The 16,474-nt window shown below is 59.8% G+C and carries 12 protein-coding genes and 1 pseudogene; 9 read left to right on the plus strand and 4 right to left on the minus strand.

What is annotated here, in order from left to right; genetic code table 11:
* Positions 1 to 59 precede the first annotated feature (59 nt).
* The 8 genes from ACK5JN_RS19790 (at position 60) to yegQ (ending at position 13,065) form a co-directional block, all read left to right on the plus strand.
* Positions 60 to 1,322: an MdtA/MuxA family multidrug efflux RND transporter periplasmic adaptor subunit gene (locus ACK5JN_RS19790; protein ID WP_416871713.1), complete on the plus strand. Its 1,263-nt coding sequence runs from the start codon at positions 60 to 62 to the stop codon at positions 1,320 to 1,322.
* A complete protein-coding gene (locus ACK5JN_RS19795; RefSeq protein ID WP_416871714.1) occupies positions 1,322 to 4,444 on the plus strand; it encodes an MdtB/MuxB family multidrug efflux RND transporter permease subunit in 3,123 nt (1,040 codons plus the stop codon). The genes ACK5JN_RS19790 and ACK5JN_RS19795 overlap by 1 nt, the downstream gene beginning before the upstream one ends.
* On the plus strand, positions 4,445 to 7,522 hold the full coding sequence (mdtC, locus tag ACK5JN_RS19800) for a multidrug efflux RND transporter permease subunit MdtC (protein WP_416871715.1): 3,078 nt from the start codon (positions 4,445 to 4,447) through the stop codon (positions 7,520 to 7,522).
* Positions 7,523 to 7,524: 2 nt separating this feature from the next.
* The gene (locus ACK5JN_RS19805; RefSeq protein ID WP_416871716.1) at positions 7,525 to 8,937 is read left to right on the plus strand and encodes an MFS transporter; all 1,413 of its coding nucleotides are present in this window, start codon (positions 7,525 to 7,527) and stop codon (positions 8,935 to 8,937) included.
* Positions 8,938 to 8,940: 3 nt separating this feature from the next.
* Positions 8,941 to 10,392, plus strand: coding sequence for a two-component system sensor histidine kinase BaeS (baeS, locus tag ACK5JN_RS19810; protein WP_416871717.1), 1,452 nt, complete (start codon positions 8,941 to 8,943; stop codon positions 10,390 to 10,392).
* A complete protein-coding gene (baeR, locus tag ACK5JN_RS19815; protein WP_416871718.1) occupies positions 10,389 to 11,111 on the plus strand; it encodes a two-component system response regulator BaeR in 723 nt (240 codons plus the stop codon). The genes baeS and baeR overlap by 4 nt, the downstream gene beginning before the upstream one ends.
* Before the next feature lie 105 nt (positions 11,112 to 11,216).
* Complete coding sequence (locus ACK5JN_RS19820) at positions 11,217 to 11,549, plus strand: YegP family protein (RefSeq protein ID WP_416871719.1); 333 nt, start codon at positions 11,217 to 11,219, stop codon at positions 11,547 to 11,549.
* A 154-nt stretch (positions 11,550 to 11,703) separates the two neighbouring features.
* Positions 11,704 to 13,065 (plus strand): tRNA 5-hydroxyuridine modification protein YegQ, encoded by a 1,362-nt coding sequence (gene yegQ / locus ACK5JN_RS19825; RefSeq protein ID WP_416871720.1) that lies wholly within the window; start codon positions 11,704 to 11,706, stop codon positions 13,063 to 13,065.
* A gap of 203 nt (positions 13,066 to 13,268) precedes the next feature.
* On the opposite strand, the gene ACK5JN_RS19830 is transcribed toward yegQ, so the two are convergent.
* Together ACK5JN_RS19830 and ACK5JN_RS19835 are read right to left on the minus strand one after the other, a co-directional pair.
* Entirely contained in the window at positions 13,269 to 13,691 is a 423-nt protein-coding gene (locus ACK5JN_RS19830) for a type II toxin-antitoxin system HicB family antitoxin (protein ID WP_416871721.1), read from the minus strand.
* Between the two features lie 26 nt (positions 13,692 to 13,717).
* Positions 13,718 to 13,897, minus strand: coding sequence for a type II toxin-antitoxin system HicA family toxin (locus tag ACK5JN_RS19835; RefSeq protein WP_416871729.1), 180 nt, complete (start codon positions 13,895 to 13,897; stop codon positions 13,718 to 13,720).
* Positions 13,898 to 14,047: 150 nt separating this feature from the next.
* Between ACK5JN_RS19835 and yegS the strand changes: the two genes are divergently transcribed.
* Entirely contained in the window at positions 14,048 to 14,947 is a 900-nt protein-coding gene (yegS, locus tag ACK5JN_RS19840) for a lipid kinase YegS (protein ID WP_416871722.1), read from the plus strand.
* Here yegS and ACK5JN_RS19845 read toward each other — a convergent pair.
* Together ACK5JN_RS19845 and ACK5JN_RS19850 are read right to left on the minus strand one after the other, a co-directional pair.
* A complete protein-coding gene (locus ACK5JN_RS19845) occupies positions 14,944 to 16,233 on the minus strand; it encodes an ABC transporter substrate-binding protein (protein ID WP_416871723.1) in 1,290 nt (429 codons plus the stop codon). The genes yegS and ACK5JN_RS19845 overlap by 4 nt on opposite strands.
* 130 nt (positions 16,234 to 16,363) lie before the next feature.
* Positions 16,364 to 16,474: pseudogene (locus tag ACK5JN_RS19850) on the minus strand (ABC transporter ATP-binding protein); the annotation flags it as partial.

A 16,474-nucleotide genomic window follows, 5' to 3' on the forward strand; every position in this document is an offset into this window, starting at 1 on the left:
GTTCCGTTACTAAACTAGTATCATTTCGTGAAATGATTCAGGACGAGACACGTATAACGATGAAAGGCAGTCATAAGTTTCGCTGGCGGGTAGCGCTGGCCGTGCTGGTAGTGGTCGCAGGGGCGATCGGCATCTGGCACTTTAGCAGCAATTCTGACACCTCGGGTTCCACTGCGGCTAAACCGGCGGGCGCGCCGGGGGCCGGCGGTGGTCGCCACGGCGGGCGCTTCGGCGGCGCGCTGGCACCGGTGCAGGCCGCTACCGCCACCAGCGAAGCGGTGCCGCGCTACCTCAGCGGGCTGGGCACCATTACCGCCGCCAATACCGTCACGGTGCGTAGCCGCGTCGACGGCCAGCTGATGGCCATTCACTTCCAGGAAGGCCAGCAGGTCAAAGCCGGCGATCTGCTGGCGGAAATTGATCCCAGCCAGTTTAAAGTGGCGCTGGCGCAGGCGCAGGGGCAGCTGGCTAAGGATAAAGCCACGCTCGCCAACGCGCGTCGTGATTTAGCCCGCTATCAGCAGCTGGTCAAAACCAATCTTGTCTCTCGCCAGGAGCTGGATACCCAGCAGTCGCTGGTGAGCGAAACCGAAGGTACCATCAAGGCCGACCAGGCCGCCGTCGCCAGCGCCCAGCTGCAGCTCGACTGGAGCCGCATCACCGCGCCGATTGACGGCCGCGTGGGCTTAAAACAGGTGGATATCGGCAACCAGATTTCCAGCGGCGATACCACCGGTATTGTGGTGCTGACCCAGACTCACCCAATCGACCTGGTGTTCACCCTGCCGGAAAACGACATCGCCACCGTAGTTGCCGCGCAGAAAGCCGGTAAAACGCTGGCGGTTGAAGCGTGGGATCGCACCAACAAACAGAAGCTGAGCGACGGCACGTTGCTGAGCCTCGATAACCAGATCGACGCCACCACCGGCACCATCAAGCTGAAGGCGCGCTTTAATAACCAGGACGACGCGCTGTTCCCGAACCAGTTCGTCAACGCACGGATGCTGGTCGATACCCAGCAGAACGCCGTTGTTATTCCAACCGCAGCGCTGCAAATGGGCAACGACGGCCACTTCGTGTGGGTGCTGAACAGCGAGAACAAGGTCAGCAAGCACACCGTGGTGCCGGGGATTCAGGACAGCCAGCGAGTGGTGATTGACGCCGGGCTTTCCGCGGGCGACCGCGTGGTCACCGACGGTATCGACCGCCTGACCGAAGGGGCAAAAGTGGAGGTGGTGACCGCCCACGACGCGACCGATGCGACGACGGATAAACCGGCCGCCGCAGAGGGACAGGCCGGCCATAAAGGAGCGCGCGGCTGATGCAAGTTTTACCGCCGAGCAACACAGGCGGCCCGTCCCGCCTGTTTATTATGCGCCCTGTCGCCACCACGCTGCTGATGGTGGCGATTTTGCTGGCCGGGATCATCGGCTACCGTTTTCTGCCCGTCTCCGCGCTGCCGGAGGTGGATTACCCGACCATTCAGGTGGTCACGCTCTATCCGGGTGCCAGCCCTGACGTGGTTACCTCGGCGATTACCGCGCCGCTCGAACGCCAGTTCGGCCAGATGTCCGGCCTCAAGCAAATGTCGTCGCAAAGCTCCGGCGGCGCGTCGGTGGTCACCCTCCAGTTCCAGCTCACGCTGCCGCTGGACGTCGCCGAGCAGGAAGTCCAGGCCGCCATCAACGCCGCCACTAACCTGCTGCCTAACGATCTGCCTAACCCGCCGGTCTACAGCAAGGTCAACCCGGCGGATCCGCCGATCATGACCCTTGCCGTCACCTCGTCCGCCACGCCGATGACCGAAGTAGAAGATATGGTCGAAACCCGCGTGGCGCAGAAAATTTCCCAGGTCTCCGGCGTCGGTCTGGTGACCCTGGCGGGCGGTCAGCGCCCGGCGGTGCGCGTGAAGCTCAACGCCCAGGCCATTGCCGCGCTGGGGCTGACCAGCGAAGATATTCGCACCGCCATTACCAGCGCTAACGTTAACTCGGCGAAGGGTAGCCTTGACGGCCCGGCGCGGGCGGTAACGCTCTCCGCCAACGACCAGATGCAGTCGGCGCAGGAGTACCGCCAGCTGATTATCGCCTATAAAAACGGCGCGGCCATTCGTTTGGGCGACGTCGCGACCATCGAGCAAGGTGCGGAAAACGCCTGGCTTGGCGCGTGGGCCAATAAAAAACAGGCCATCGTGATGAACGTCCAGCGCCAGCCTGGCGCGAACATCATCTCGACCGCCGACAGCATCCGCCAGATGCTGCCGCAGCTGACCGAAAGCCTGCCAAAGTCGGTCAAAGTGGAGGTGCTTTCCGACCGTACTACCAACATTCGCGCCTCGGTGTCCGATACCCAGTTCGAGCTGATGCTGGCGATTGCGCTGGTGGTGATGATCATCTACCTGTTCCTGCGCAACGTCCCGGCAACCATTATCCCCGGCGTCGCCGTGCCGCTGTCGCTGGTGGGTACCTTCGCGGTGATGGTGTTCCTCGATTTTTCCATCAATAACCTGACGCTGATGGCGCTGACCATCGCCACCGGCTTCGTGGTCGATGACGCCATCGTGGTGATCGAAAACATTTCGCGCTATATCGAAAAAGGCGAAAAGCCGATGGCCGCGGCGCTGAAAGGCGCGGGCGAGATTGGCTTTACCATCATCTCGCTGACCTTCTCGCTGATCGCGGTGCTGATCCCGTTGCTGTTTATGGGCGATATCGTGGGCCGTCTGTTCCGCGAGTTCGCCGTGACGCTCGCGGTGGCGATACTGATTTCAGCAGTGGTGTCGTTAACCCTGACGCCGATGATGTGCGCCCGCATGCTCAGCCACGAATCGCTGCGTAAGCAGAACCGTTTCTCCCGCGCCAGCGAGCGTTTCTTTGACCGGGTGATTGCCGGGTATGGCCATATGCTGGCCCGCGTGCTGAACCATCCGTGGCTGACGCTGGGCGTGGCGCTCGGCACCCTGGCGCTGTCGGTGATCCTGTGGATCGCCATTCCGAAAGGCTTCTTCCCGATTCAGGACAACGGCATTATTCAGGGCACGCTTCAGGCGCCACAGTCGGTGTCGTTCGCCAGCATGGCGCAGCGCCAGCAGACGGTGGCCGACGCCATCCTGAAAGACCCAGCGGTAGAGAGCCTGACCTCGTTTGTCGGCGTCGACGGTACCAACCCGGCGCTCAACAGCGCCCGTTTACAAATTAACCTGAAGCCGCTCGACGAACGCGACGATCGCGTGCAGACGGTGATTAGCCGCCTGCAGCAGGCGGTTGACCGCATTCCCGGCATCGAACTGTATCTACAGCCGACGCAGGACTTAACCATCGATACCACCGTCAGCCGTACCCAGTACCAGTTTACGCTGCAGGCCAACTCGCTGGACGCGTTGAGCGAATGGGTGCCGCAGTTGATGACCCAGCTCCAGGCGCTGCCGCAGCTTTCCGACGTCAGCAGCGACTGGCAGGATAAAGGGCTGGTGGCTTACGTTAACGTCGATCGCGATAGCGCCAGCCGCCTCGGTATTTCGATGGCCGATGTCGATAACGCGCTGTATAACGCCTTCGGCCAGCGCCTGATTTCCACCATCTACACCCAGGCCAACCAGTATCGCGTGGTGCTGGAGCATGATACCCGCGCCACGCCGGGGCTAGCGGCGCTGGATAACGTGCGCCTGACCAGCAGCGACGGCGGCATCGTGCCGCTCACCGCCATTGCCAAAGTCGAGCAGCGCTTTGCGCCGCTGTCGATTAACCACCTCGATCAGTTCCCGGTGACCACCATTTCGTTCAACGTGCCGGATAACTACTCGCTGGGCGACGCGGTGCAGGCGATTCTGGATAGCGAGAAGACGCTGAACTTCCCGACGGATATCCGCACCGAGTTCCAGGGCAGCACCCTCGCCTTCCAGTCGGCGCTCAGCAGCACCATCTGGCTGGTGGTCGCGGCGGTGGTGGCGATGTACATCGTGCTCGGCGTGCTGTACGAAAGCTTTATCCACCCGATCACCATTCTGTCTACCCTGCCAACGGCGGGCGTCGGCGCGCTGCTGGCGCTGATGCTGGCCGGTAACGAGCTGGACGTGATCGCCATCATCGGCATTATCCTGCTGATCGGCATCGTGAAGAAAAACGCGATCATGATGATCGACTTTGCGCTGGCCGCCGAGCGCGAGCAGGGCATGCCGCCGCGGGAAGCGATTTATCAGGCCTGCCTGCTGCGTTTCCGCCCGATTCTGATGACCACGCTCGCGGCGCTGCTCGGCGCGCTGCCGCTGATGCTGAGTACCGGGGTCGGCGCGGAACTGCGTCGCCCGCTGGGGATCGGCATGGTGGGTGGCCTGCTGGTCAGCCAGGTACTGACGCTGTTCACCACGCCGGTGATTTATCTGCTGTTTGACCGTCTGTCGCTGTACCTGAGAAGCCGGTTCCCGCGCCGTGAAGAGGAAGCGTAAGTGAAATTTTTTGCGCTCTTTATCTATCGCCCGGTGGCGACGATCCTGATTTCGATCGCCATTACCCTGTGCGGGGTGCTCGGTTTTCGGCTGCTGCCGGTGGCGCCGCTGCCGCAGGTAGATTTCCCGGTAATTATGATCAGCGCCTCGCTGCCTGGCGCCTCGCCGGAGACCATGGCCTCGTCGGTGGCGACCCCGCTGGAGCGCTCGCTGGGGCGCATTGCCGGCGTCAATGAGATGACCTCCAGCAGCTCGCTGGGCAGTACGCGTATCATTCTGGAATTCAACTTCGACCGCGATATCAACGGCGCGGCGCGCGACGTGCAGGCGGCGATAAACGCCGCGCAAAACCTGCTGCCGAGCGGCATGCCCAGCCGCCCGACCTACCGTAAAGCCAACCCGTCCGATGCGCCGATTATGATCCTGACGCTGACCTCGGACACCTACTCGCAGGGTGAGCTGTACGATTTCGCCTCCACTCAGCTGGCGCAGAGCATCGCGCAGATTGACGGCGTGGGCGACGTTGACGTGGGCGGCAGCTCCCTGCCCGCCGTGCGCGTTGACCTCAATCCGCAGGCGCTGTTTAACCAGGGCGTATCGCTGGATGCGGTACGCACCGCCATCAGCAACGCCAACGTGCGCAAGCCGCAGGGGGCCATCGAAGATAGCGCCCAGCGCTGGCAGGTGCAGACCAACGACGAGCTGAAAAAGGCCGCCGAATATCAACCGCTGATTGTGCACTACAACAACGGCGCGGCGGTGCGCCTGAGCGACGTGGCGACGGTGAGTGACTCGGTGCAGGACGTGCGTAACGCCGGGATGACCAACGCTAAACCGGCCATCCTGCTGATGATCCGCAAGCTGCCGGAAGCCAATATTATCGATACGGTTGACCGCATCCGCGCCGAACTGCCGGAGCTTCAGCAAACCATTCCGGCGGCCATCGACCTGCAAATCGCCCAGGACCGTTCGCCCACCATCCGCGCCTCGCTGGAAGAGGTCGAACAAACGCTGGTGATCTCGGTGGCGCTGGTGATTCTGGTGGTGTTCCTGTTCCTGCGCTCCGGCCGCGCGACGCTGATTCCGGCGGTAGCGGTGCCGGTATCGTTAATCGGCACCTTCGCCGCCATGTACCTGTGCGGCTTTAGCCTCAACAACCTGTCGCTGATGGCGCTGACCATCGCCACCGGCTTTGTGGTCGATGACGCCATCGTGGTGCTGGAGAATATCTCGCGCCATCTGGAGGCGGGGATGAAGCCGCTACAGGCGGCGCTGCAAGGCAGCCGCGAGGTGGGTTTCACCGTGCTGTCGATGAGCGTGTCGCTAGTGGCGGTGTTCCTGCCGCTGCTGCTGATGGGCGGCCTGCCCGGCAGGCTGCTGCGCGAATTTGCGGTAACGCTGTCGGTGGCGATTGGCATTTCGCTCGCCGTCTCGCTGACCCTCACGCCAATGATGTGCGGCTGGATGCTGAAATCCAGCCGCCCGCATTCGCCAACCCGTAATAAAGGTTTAGGGCGTCTGCTGGTCGCCATGCAGCAGGGCTACGGCAAATCGCTGCGCTGGGTGCTGAATCACGCGAAGCTGGTCGGGGTAGTGTTCCTCGCCACCATCGCGCTGAATATCTGGCTGTACATTTCAATTCCGAAAACCTTCTTCCCGGAGCAGGACACCGGCGTACTGATGGGCGGCATCCAGGCCGACCAGAGCATCTCCTTCCAGGCGATGCGCGGCAAGCTACAGGACTTTATGAAGATCATTCGTGAAGACCCGGCGGTGGATAACGTCACCGGCTTTACCGGCGGTTCGCGAGTCAACAGCGGGATGATGTTTATCACCCTCAAATCACGCGACGTGCGCCAGGCGTCGGCGCAGCAGATTATTGACCGCCTGCGCAGCAAGCTGGCCAAAGAGCCGGGGGCCAATCTGTTCTTAATGGCGGTACAGGATATCCGCGTCGGCGGGCGTCAGTCGAACGCCAGCTACCAGTACACGCTGCTGTCGGACGACCTCAGCGCCCTGCGCGAGTGGGAGCCGAAAATCCGCAAAGCGCTGGCGGCGCTGCCGGAACTGGCGGACGTCAACTCGGATCAGCAGGACAACGGCGCGGAAATGGCGCTGGTCTACGATCGTGAAACCATGTCGCGGCTGGGCATTAACGTCGAGGCGGCCAACAGCCTGCTCAACAACGCCTTCGGTCAGCGACAGATTTCCACCATCTATCAGCCGCTTAACCAGTACAAGGTGGTGATGCAGGTCGACCCGGTCTACACCCAGGACGTCAGCGCGCTGGATAAAATGTTCGTGATTAACAGCGACGGCAAAGCCATTCCGCTCTCCTACTTCGCCAAATGGCAGCCCTCCAACGCGCCGCTGTCGGTGAACCACCAGGGGCTGTCGGCGGCGTCAACCGTCTCCTTCAACCTGCCAACTGGTAAATCGCTGTCGGAAGCCAGCGATGCGATTAACCGCGCCATGACCCAGCTTGGCGTGCCGAGCACGGTGCGCGGCTCGTTCGCCGGGACCGCGCAGGTGTTCCAGGAGACGATGAACTCGCAGATTATCCTGATCATCGCCGCCATCGCCACGGTATATATCGTGCTGGGGATCCTGTACGAAAGCTACGTGCATCCGCTGACCATTCTCTCGACGCTGCCGTCGGCGGGGGTCGGCGCGCTGCTGGCGCTGGAGCTGTTCAATGCCCCATTCAGCCTAATCGCCTTAATCGGGATCATGCTATTAATTGGCATTGTGAAGAAAAACGCCATCATGATGGTCGACTTCGCCCTTGAAGCGCAGCGTAACGGCAATCTGCCGCCGGAACAGGCCATATTCCAGGCCTGCCTGCTGCGTTTTCGCCCGATCATGATGACTACGCTGGCGGCGCTGTTTGGCGCGCTGCCGCTGGTTATTTCGGGGGGCGATGGCTCCGAACTGCGTCAACCGCTGGGGATTACGATCGTAGGGGGGCTGGTAATGAGCCAGCTGTTAACCCTCTACACCACGCCGGTGGTTTATCTGTTCTTCGATCGTCTGCGTCTGCGTTTTTCGCGTCAACCCCGACAATCGGTAACTGAATAACGATGACTGAGCTACCCGCCAACGTACGCTGGCAACTCTGGATCGTGGCGTTCGGCTTTTTTATGCAATCGCTGGACACCACGATCGTTAACACCGCCCTCCCCTCCATGGCGTTAAGCCTGGGGGAGAGCCCGCTGCATATGCATATGGTGGTGGTCTCCTACGTGCTGACCGTCGCCGTCATGCTGCCCGCCAGCGGCTGGCTTGCCGACCGCGTCGGCGTGCGCAATATCTTCTTCACCGCCATTGTGCTGTTCACCCTCGGTTCGCTGTTTTGCTCGCTCTCCAGCACGCTGAATGAGCTGGTTATGGCGCGCGTGCTGCAGGGGGTGGGTGGCGCGATGATGGTGCCCGTCGGCAGGCTCACGGTGATGAAAATCGTCCCCCGCGAGCAGTATATGGCGGCGATGACCTTTGTCACCCTGCCGGGACAGGTGGGGCCGCTGCTCGGCCCGGCGCTGGGCGGGATTCTGGTGGAGTACGCCTCCTGGCACTGGATTTTCCTGATCAACATCCCGGTCGGGATTATTGGCTGCATCGCCACCCTGATGCTGATGCCCAACTACACCGTCCAGACGCGGAAGTTTGATATTTCCGGCTTCGTAGTGCTGGCGCTGGGCATGGCCACCTTAACGCTGGCCCTCGACGGCCAGAAAGGCCTCGGCATTTCGCCGCTGATGATGGGCGCGCTGGTGGCCGTCGGCGTGGCGGCAATTCTGATGTACCTGTGGCACGCCCGCGGCAACGACAGCGCGCTGTTCAGCCTCAAGCTATTTCGCACGCCCACCTTTTCGCTCGGGCTGGCTGGCAGCTTCGCCGGCCGCATCGGCAGCGGTATGCTACCGTTTATGACGCCAGTGTTCCTGCAAATTGGCCTCGGCTTCACCCCGTTCCACGCCGGTCTGATGATGATCCCGATGGTGCTGGGCAGCATGGGGATGAAGCGCATCGTGGTGCAGGTAGTGAACCGCTTTGGCTACCGCCACGTACTGGTGTTTGCCACCCTCGGGCTGTCAGTCATCAGCCTGCTGTTTATGTTTACCGCGCTGGCGGGCTGGTACTACGCCCTGCCGGTAGTGCTGTTTATCCAGGGGATGGTGAACTCCAGCCGTTTCTCCTCGATGAACACCCTGACGCTGAAGGACCTGCCGGACGACTTCGCCAGCAGCGGCAATAGCCTGCTGTCGATGATCATGCAGCTGTCGATGAGTATCGGCGTGACCATCGCCGGGATCCTGCTGGGGATGTTCGGCCAGCAGCACATCGCCGTCGGCAGCGAGGCGACGCATCACGTCTTTATGTACACCTATCTCTGTATGGCCATCATTATTGCGCTTCCCGCTCTCGTCTTCGCACGCGTGCCGGACGACACCAGCAAAAACGTGGTTATTGCCCGACGCAAACTGAAGGAGTAGACCGTGAAATTATGGCGCCCGGGGATTTCCGGCAAACTGTTTCTCGCCATCTTAGCCACCTGTATCGTGCTGCTGATCAGCATGCACTGGGCCGTGCGTATTAGCTTTGAGCGCGGCTTTATTGACTATATCAAGCGTGGCAACGAGCAGCGGCTACAGCTGCTGAGCGACGCGCTGGCGGAACAGTACGCCCAGCATGGGAACTGGCGCTTTTTACGCAATAACGATCGTTTTATTTTCCAGATCCTGCGCTCCTTCGAGCACGATAATAACGACGATCGCCAGCCGCCGGGGCCACCCGGCCCGGACGGCGGCCCCGAGCGTGGCCCGGATCGCGGCGGTATGCCGCCGCACGGCTGGCGCACGCAGTTCTGGGTGATTGACCAAAACGCGCGGGTGCTGGTCGGCCCGCGTGAAGCGGTGCCGCACGACGGCACCCGGCGCGGGATTATCGTCAACGGCATGGAGGTCGGCGCGGTGATCGCCTCGCCGGTTGAGCGGCTGACCCGCAATACCGATATCAACTTTGACCAGCAGCAGCGCCGCACCAGCTGGCTTATCGTCGGGCTGGCAACCCTGCTGGCCGCGCTGGCGACCTTCCCGCTGGCCCGCGGGCTGATTGCACCGGTACGACGGCTGGTAGAAGGTACCCACAAGCTGGCGGCGGGCGATTTTTCGACCCGCGTGCCGGTCAGCAGCAGCGATGAACTGGGCAGGCTGGCGCAGGACTTCAACCAGCTCGCCAGCACGCTGGAAAAAAATCAGCAGATGCGCCGCGACCTGATGGCCGACATCTCCCACGAGCTGCGCACCCCGCTGGCGGTGCTGCGCGGCGAGCTGGAGGCGATTCAGGACGGCGTGCGGAAATTCACCCCGGAGTCAGTGACCTCGTTACAGGCTGAAGTCGCCACGCTGACCAAACTGGTGGACGACCTGCATCAGCTGTCGATGTCCGATGAAGGGGCGCTGGCCTACCAGAAAGCGCCGGTTGATATCATCGGCCTGATTGAGATTGCCGCCGACGCCTTCCGCGAACGTCTCGCCAGCCGGGGGTTAACGCTCAATCTGGCGCTGGCGGAGAACGCCACCGTATTTGGCGACCCGGACCGCCTGATGCAGCTCTTCAACAACCTGCTGGAAAACAGCCTGCGCTACACCGACAGCGGCGGCCAGGTGCTGATTCGCACCGAACTGCTGGCGCAAAGTATCGTGCTGGAGTTCGCCGACAGCAGCCCCGGCGTCACCGACGACCAGTTAGCCCGACTCTGCGAACGCTTTTACCGCACCGAAGGCTCCCGCAACCGCGCCAGCGGCGGCTCCGGCCTGGGTCTGGCCATTTGCGCCAACATCGTGACCGCCCACGGCGGGCGGCTTAGCGTCGGACATTCGCCTTTTGGTGGGGTTAGCATTAAAGTAGAATTACCGCTGGAACGCGTAATACCGAGAGAAATATGACCGAGTTACCGATTGATGAAAACGCCCCACGCATCCTGATCGTGGAAGATGAACCCAAGCTGGGGCAGTTGCTCATCGACTATTTACTGGCCGCGCACTACGCGCCGACGCTAATCAGCCACGGCGACAAAGTGCTGCCGTACGTGCATCAGACGCCGCCGGATCTGATCCTGCTGGATCTGATGCTGCCGGGCACCGACGGCCTGACCCTGTGCCGCGAGATTCGTCGCTTCTCCGACGTCCCGGTAGTCATGGTGACCGCCAAAATCGAAGAGATCAACCGGCTGCTGGGCTTAGAGATCGGTGCCGACGACTATATCTGTAAGCCGTACAGCCCGCGGGAAGTGGTAGCGCGTGTGAAAACCATTCTGCGCCGCTGCAAACCGCGCCACGAGCTGCAGGCGCTGGACGAGCAAAGCCCGCTGATCGTCGATGAAAACCGTTTTCAGGCCTCATGGCGCGATCGCCTGCTGGATCTCACCCCCGCCGAATTCCGCCTGCTGAAGACGCTGTCGCAGGAGCCGGGCAAGGTGTTCTCCCGCGAACAATTGCTGAATCACCTCTACGATGACTACCGCGTGGTGACCGACCGGACCATCGACAGCCATATTAAAAACCTGCGCCGCAAGCTGGAATCGCTCGACGCCGACCAGTCATTTATTCGCGCTGTTTATGGCGTGGGCTATCGCTGGGAAGCCGACGCCTGCCGGATGGCGTAATCCCTACGAGCGGCCTCCCCCGCCGCTCGCAACTTCGCCAATTTCTCCCATACTGATAGTGTCAGTCGATATGTTCAACGATACTAATCTAATCAAGGAGTCACCATGGCGGGTTGGTTTGAATTAAGTAAAAGCAGCGACGATCAGTTTCGATTTGTGCTGAAGGCGGGAAACGGCGAGATTATTCTCACCAGCGAGCTGTACACCACCCGGGCCGCCGCGGAAAAAGGCATCGCCTCGGTGCGCGTCAACAGCCCACAGGACGCGCATTATGAAAAGAAAACCGCCGCTAACGGCAAGTTTCACTTCAACCTGAAGGCGGGCAATCATCAGGTGATTGGCAGCAGCCAGCTGTACGCGACCGAACAGTCGCGCGATAAGGGCATTGCATCGGTGAAAACCAACGGCGCGAGTGAAACCGTCAAAGATAATACCTGATAGGTAGATCCTTAGCCGGGTTGCCCTCTGTGGCGACCCGGCGCTTTACCTCGCCTCCCCGCAGCGCTACAATGCCCGCCCTTAATGTGGGGGCACTCCCCAACTCGCCGCATCAGGTGTGGCGAATCTGACCTGTCATCAGAACGAGAAAATCATGTTTAAACCGGAACTCCTTTCCCCGGCGGGAACGCTGAAAAATATGCGTTACGCTTTCGCTTACGGCGCCGATGCCGTTTACGCGGGCCAGCCGCGCTACTCGCTGCGCGTTCGTAACAACGAATTCAATCACGAAAACCTGCAACTCGGCATTAACGAAGCCCACGCGCTGGGTAAAAAGTTCTATGTGGTGGTCAACATCGCGCCGCATAACGCCAAGCTGAAAACGTTTATTCGTGACCTGAAGCCGGTGGTGGATATGGGGCCGGATGCGCTGATTATGTCTGACCCAGGCCTGATTATGCTGGTGCGCGAAAACTTCCCGGAGATGGACATTCACCTGTCCGTTCAGGCAAACGCCGTGAACTGGGCGACGGTGAAGTTCTGGAAACAGATGGGGCTGACCCGCGTGATCCTCTCCCGCGAACTGTCGCTGGAAGAAATTGAAGAAGTTCGCAGCCAGGTGCCGGATATGGAGATTGAAATCTTCGTTCACGGCGCGCTGTGCATGGCCTACTCCGGCCGCTGCCTGCTCTCTGGCTACATCAACAAGCGCGACCCGAACCAGGGCACCTGCACCAACGCCTGCCGCTGGGAATACAACGTGCAGGAAGGCAAAGAGGACGACGTCGGCAATATCGTCCACAAATACGAGCCGATTCCGGTACAAAACGTTGAGCCTACGCTGGGCGTCGGCGCGCCGACCGACCAGGTGTTTATGATTGAAGAAGCCAAGCGTCCGGGCGAGTATATGACCGCCTTCGAAGACGAGCACGGCACCTACATCATGAACTCGAAAGACCTGCGTGCTATCGCGCACGTTGAGCGTCTGACCCAGATGGGCGTGCACTCGTTGAAAATTGAAGGCCGCACCAAATCCTTCTACTACTGCGCGCGTACCGCACAGGTATACCGCAAGGCTATCGACGACGCCGCGGCGGGTAAACCGTTCGATACCACCCTGCTGGAAACCCTGGAAGGCCTGGCGCACCGCGGCTATACCGAAGGCTTCCTGCGCCGCCATACCCATGATGACTACCAGAACTACGAATACGGCTATTCCGTTTCCGAGCGCCAGCAGTTTGTCGGCGAATTCACCGGTGAGCGTAAAGGCAACCTGGCCGCGGTGGCGGTGAAAAACAAATTCCTGATTGGCGATAGCCTTGAGCTGATGACCCCGCAGGGTAACGTCAACTTCACGCTCGAGCATATGGAAAACGCCAAAGGCGAAGTGATGCCGGTCGCGCCGGGCGACGGCCACACCGTATGGTTGCCCGTGCCGGAAGATATGGCGCTGCAGTATGGCCTGCTGATGCGTAATTTCTCAGGACAATCCACTCGCAATCCGCATAACGGCTAGTACATTTATATTGTTTTTCAATAGCAAGGATTCTTAGAAATGGATCACAGACGGAATTATCAATTGTCGATACTATTCCTTCGCTGAAAAACATAACCCATAAATGCTAGCTGTACCTAGGAACCACCTCCTTAGCCCGTGTAATCTCCCTTACACGGGCTTATTTTTTTGTCATACCGTCACCTCAAACGACAGTTATTGGCTCAGGTACGTTTACTTCTGGTTGCAATCACTCTTTCCAGTGCCGCCTGTGCTAAAAAACCCGATCGACTCTTAAACTCCGGATGGCTCGCAACGCAGCGATCGATTCTGTCGATCAGCGATTTTGGTAACGTGACATTGATTTTTTCTGAGCCCCCCAGCAGGCGCGTCATATCAATCTCCACCAGCGCCCAGGTATATCCGCAATACTCCGGATTTTTTGCCAGTTCCATCACCGTTGAAACGGCTGGAATATCCTGCTCAAGTTCAACCAGTAGTTCTATATGGCCGGTAATCGCCTCTTTTGCATTAACGATGGCTTCATCTAGCGTATCACCTGCCGAAAAACAGCCAGGTAAATCGGGAACAACTACTCCATAAGCATGTTGGTCATCACCCGCTTCAATTGCTATTGGATAAAACATGATTAGCCTCTTCACCTCGGCAGGAGTTAGATCCCTGCTTGTTTTCTGATACTTTTTACCGTACCCACCGGAAGTTCCTTTTTGGGATGAGGTACGGTGACCAAACCTGGCTTAGTGGGATGCGTAAAGTGATGATGACTACCATTAACTCTGATAAGCACCCAACCATCAGCCCTGATTTCCGCAATTAACCTTCGGCTATCCATGCCAGCTCTCCACCTAAACTCATAGAACAAAAATAACCCCAATAACTCTAAAATACAATCACTGCGATCGTGGATGCACAGTTCGAGCAGCGAGCACACCCGCATTTCCTTTGTTACACTCATTGCATCCCCCAAAAAGAGGCGCCACGGATGTCAGATTTTTCAGCAAGCTTATTGATACTTAACGGCAAAGGAGCCAACAACGCTGAACTACGCGAGGCGGTGGACCAGTTGCGCGATGAAGGCGTTGAGATTCACGTACGCGTCACCTGGGAGAAAGGCGACGCGGTGCGCTACGTCGAAGAAGCGGTACGGCTGAACGTGGCGACGGTGATTGCCGGCGGCGGCGATGGCACCATTAACGAAATCGCCACGGCGCTGATTCAGCGTGAAAGCGGCCCGGTACCGGCGCTGGGTATTCTGCCGCTGGGCACCGCCAACGATTTTGCCACCAGCATCAATATTCCCGCCGATATGGTCAATGCCCTCAAGCTGGCGATTGCCGGTCGCGACGTGCCGGTGGATATCGCCCAGGTCAACAATAAAACCTGCTTTATTAATATGGCGACGGGCGGCTTCGGCACGCGTATCACCACCGAAACGCCGGAGAAACTCAAGGCCGCGCTGGGTGGCGTGTCGTACCTGATTCACGGCCTGATGCGCATGGATACCCTGAAGCCGGACCGCTGCGAGATTCGCGGCGAGAACTTCAGCTGGCAGGGCGACGCGCTGGTGATCGGCATCGGCAACGGTCGCCAGGCGGGCGGCGGACAGCAGCTTTGCCCGGAGGCGCTGATCGATGACGGGCTGCTGCATCTGCGGATTTTCACCGGCGAGGAGCTGCTGCCCGCGCTGTTGAATACGCTCGCCAGCGAAGACGGTAAAGAGAATCTGGTCGATAGCGTCTCGCCGTGGTTTGAGGTCAGCGCACCGCATGAAATGACCTTTAACCTCGACGGCGAGCCGCTAAGCGGGACCTCGTTCCGGATGGAAATTCTGCCGGCGGCGCTGCGCTGCCGCCTGCCACCGGACTGCCCGCTGCTACGTTAACGCATCGCGCGTTTTAAGATGCGTTCCGACTGATGCTTGAAATCCGCCGCCGCTTCGGCGACGGTTTTCTTACCGTAGTCGATGGACTGCAGCGCGCTGTCAAACTCCTGCACCAACTGCGGGTCTTCGAGATACGGCGACACGCCCACCTTCGCCGGCAGCGACAGGGCAAGCTTGATACCGGCAACCGACGGGTCTTTATCGTTAATGACGCCGGAGGCGGTCAGGATCTCCGCGCCGCTGTTGCTCAGCGGCACGCCGCGCTCCAGCCCCAGCAGCGTCACCCCCTCTTTGCTATTGAGCAGGAAGTTAATCAGCTTCGCCGCCGCCTGCGGATGTTGGGTGGTTTTGCCAATCGACAGCATCATCGACGGCTTCATAAACAGCCCCGCATCGGTGGCGCCCGGCAGCATCGGGTAGCCGCCCAGCTCCAGCTTCGCCGGCGGTTTCAGGTTATCGGAATATTTGGTCACGGCGGTGTTCCACATGTACACGCCGCCCCACTCGCCCTCGATCCACGGCTTCATCTCATAGATATTGCCCTTGCCGAAGGAAGCGTAGTACTTCATGTCTGGAATGACGTGATTGTCGATAAGCTGCTTGTAGAGCTGGAAAAACTCCACCCACTGGGCGTCGCTGTAGCTGAACTTTTTGCTCTGCTCGTCGATGGCCGGAATGTTGTACTTCTGCACCATGTAAGAATTGAGCAGCGCCAGTACGCCGAGGCTCTCCGGGGCCACCGGATAGTACTGTTTGCCGAGCTTGCTCTCGAAGGTTTTCCCGGCGTGCATCAGCTCGTCCCAGTTTTGCGGATAGCTTAAGCCCGCTTTTTTCCACGTCTGGTCGTTGTAATAGAAGATGCGCGCGGTCATGGCGACCGGGATCCCGTTCAGCTTGCCCTTCACCGTCACCGGCTGAAGATCTTTGGCGGTAAACTGGTCGAGGCCAATTTCATCTTTCACTTTATTCAGATCGTAAAAGCCGTTGCCGTCTTTGGAGAACAGCGTCAGCCAGTTCCAGTTGGTCTGCATCACATCCGGCTCGGTGCCGCCCGCCAGCTGCGTGGTCAGGCGTGAGGTGTGACCGTCCCAGCCGGTGTATTCGGCTTTAACGTTAATGTCCGGGTTTTGCTGATGGAAGGCTTCCAGCGCTTTTAAGGTCACCTGATGGCGGCCGTTGCCGCCCCACCAGGACATGCGCAGGTCAACGGTTTCCGCCGCCAGCGCGGAGGCGGTACAGGCTGAGAGGACAATAGGGAGGGCAAGACGAAACGATTTTTTATCCATTGTGATGATTTCCCAGAGTTCGAGTAGCCCGGCCGAGCGAAGCGACGCCGGGATTATTCACTGAGTCAAAACCGGCGTCGCATCGCTCGGCCGGGCTACAGGCTTAATACGCCCCCACCTCTCGCGCCATTTAGCGCGTGTACTGGCGGCAGGCGTTGACCAGCATCTGGGTATAAGGCGTTTGCGCTTCGCCGTTCACCAGTGAGTCCACCGTCAGCGTTTCGAGAATATTGACATACTG

Origin of the sequence: Kluyvera sp. (assembly GCF_047971185.1) — a bacterium.
Lineage (GTDB): Bacteria > Pseudomonadota > Gammaproteobacteria > Enterobacterales > Enterobacteriaceae > Kluyvera.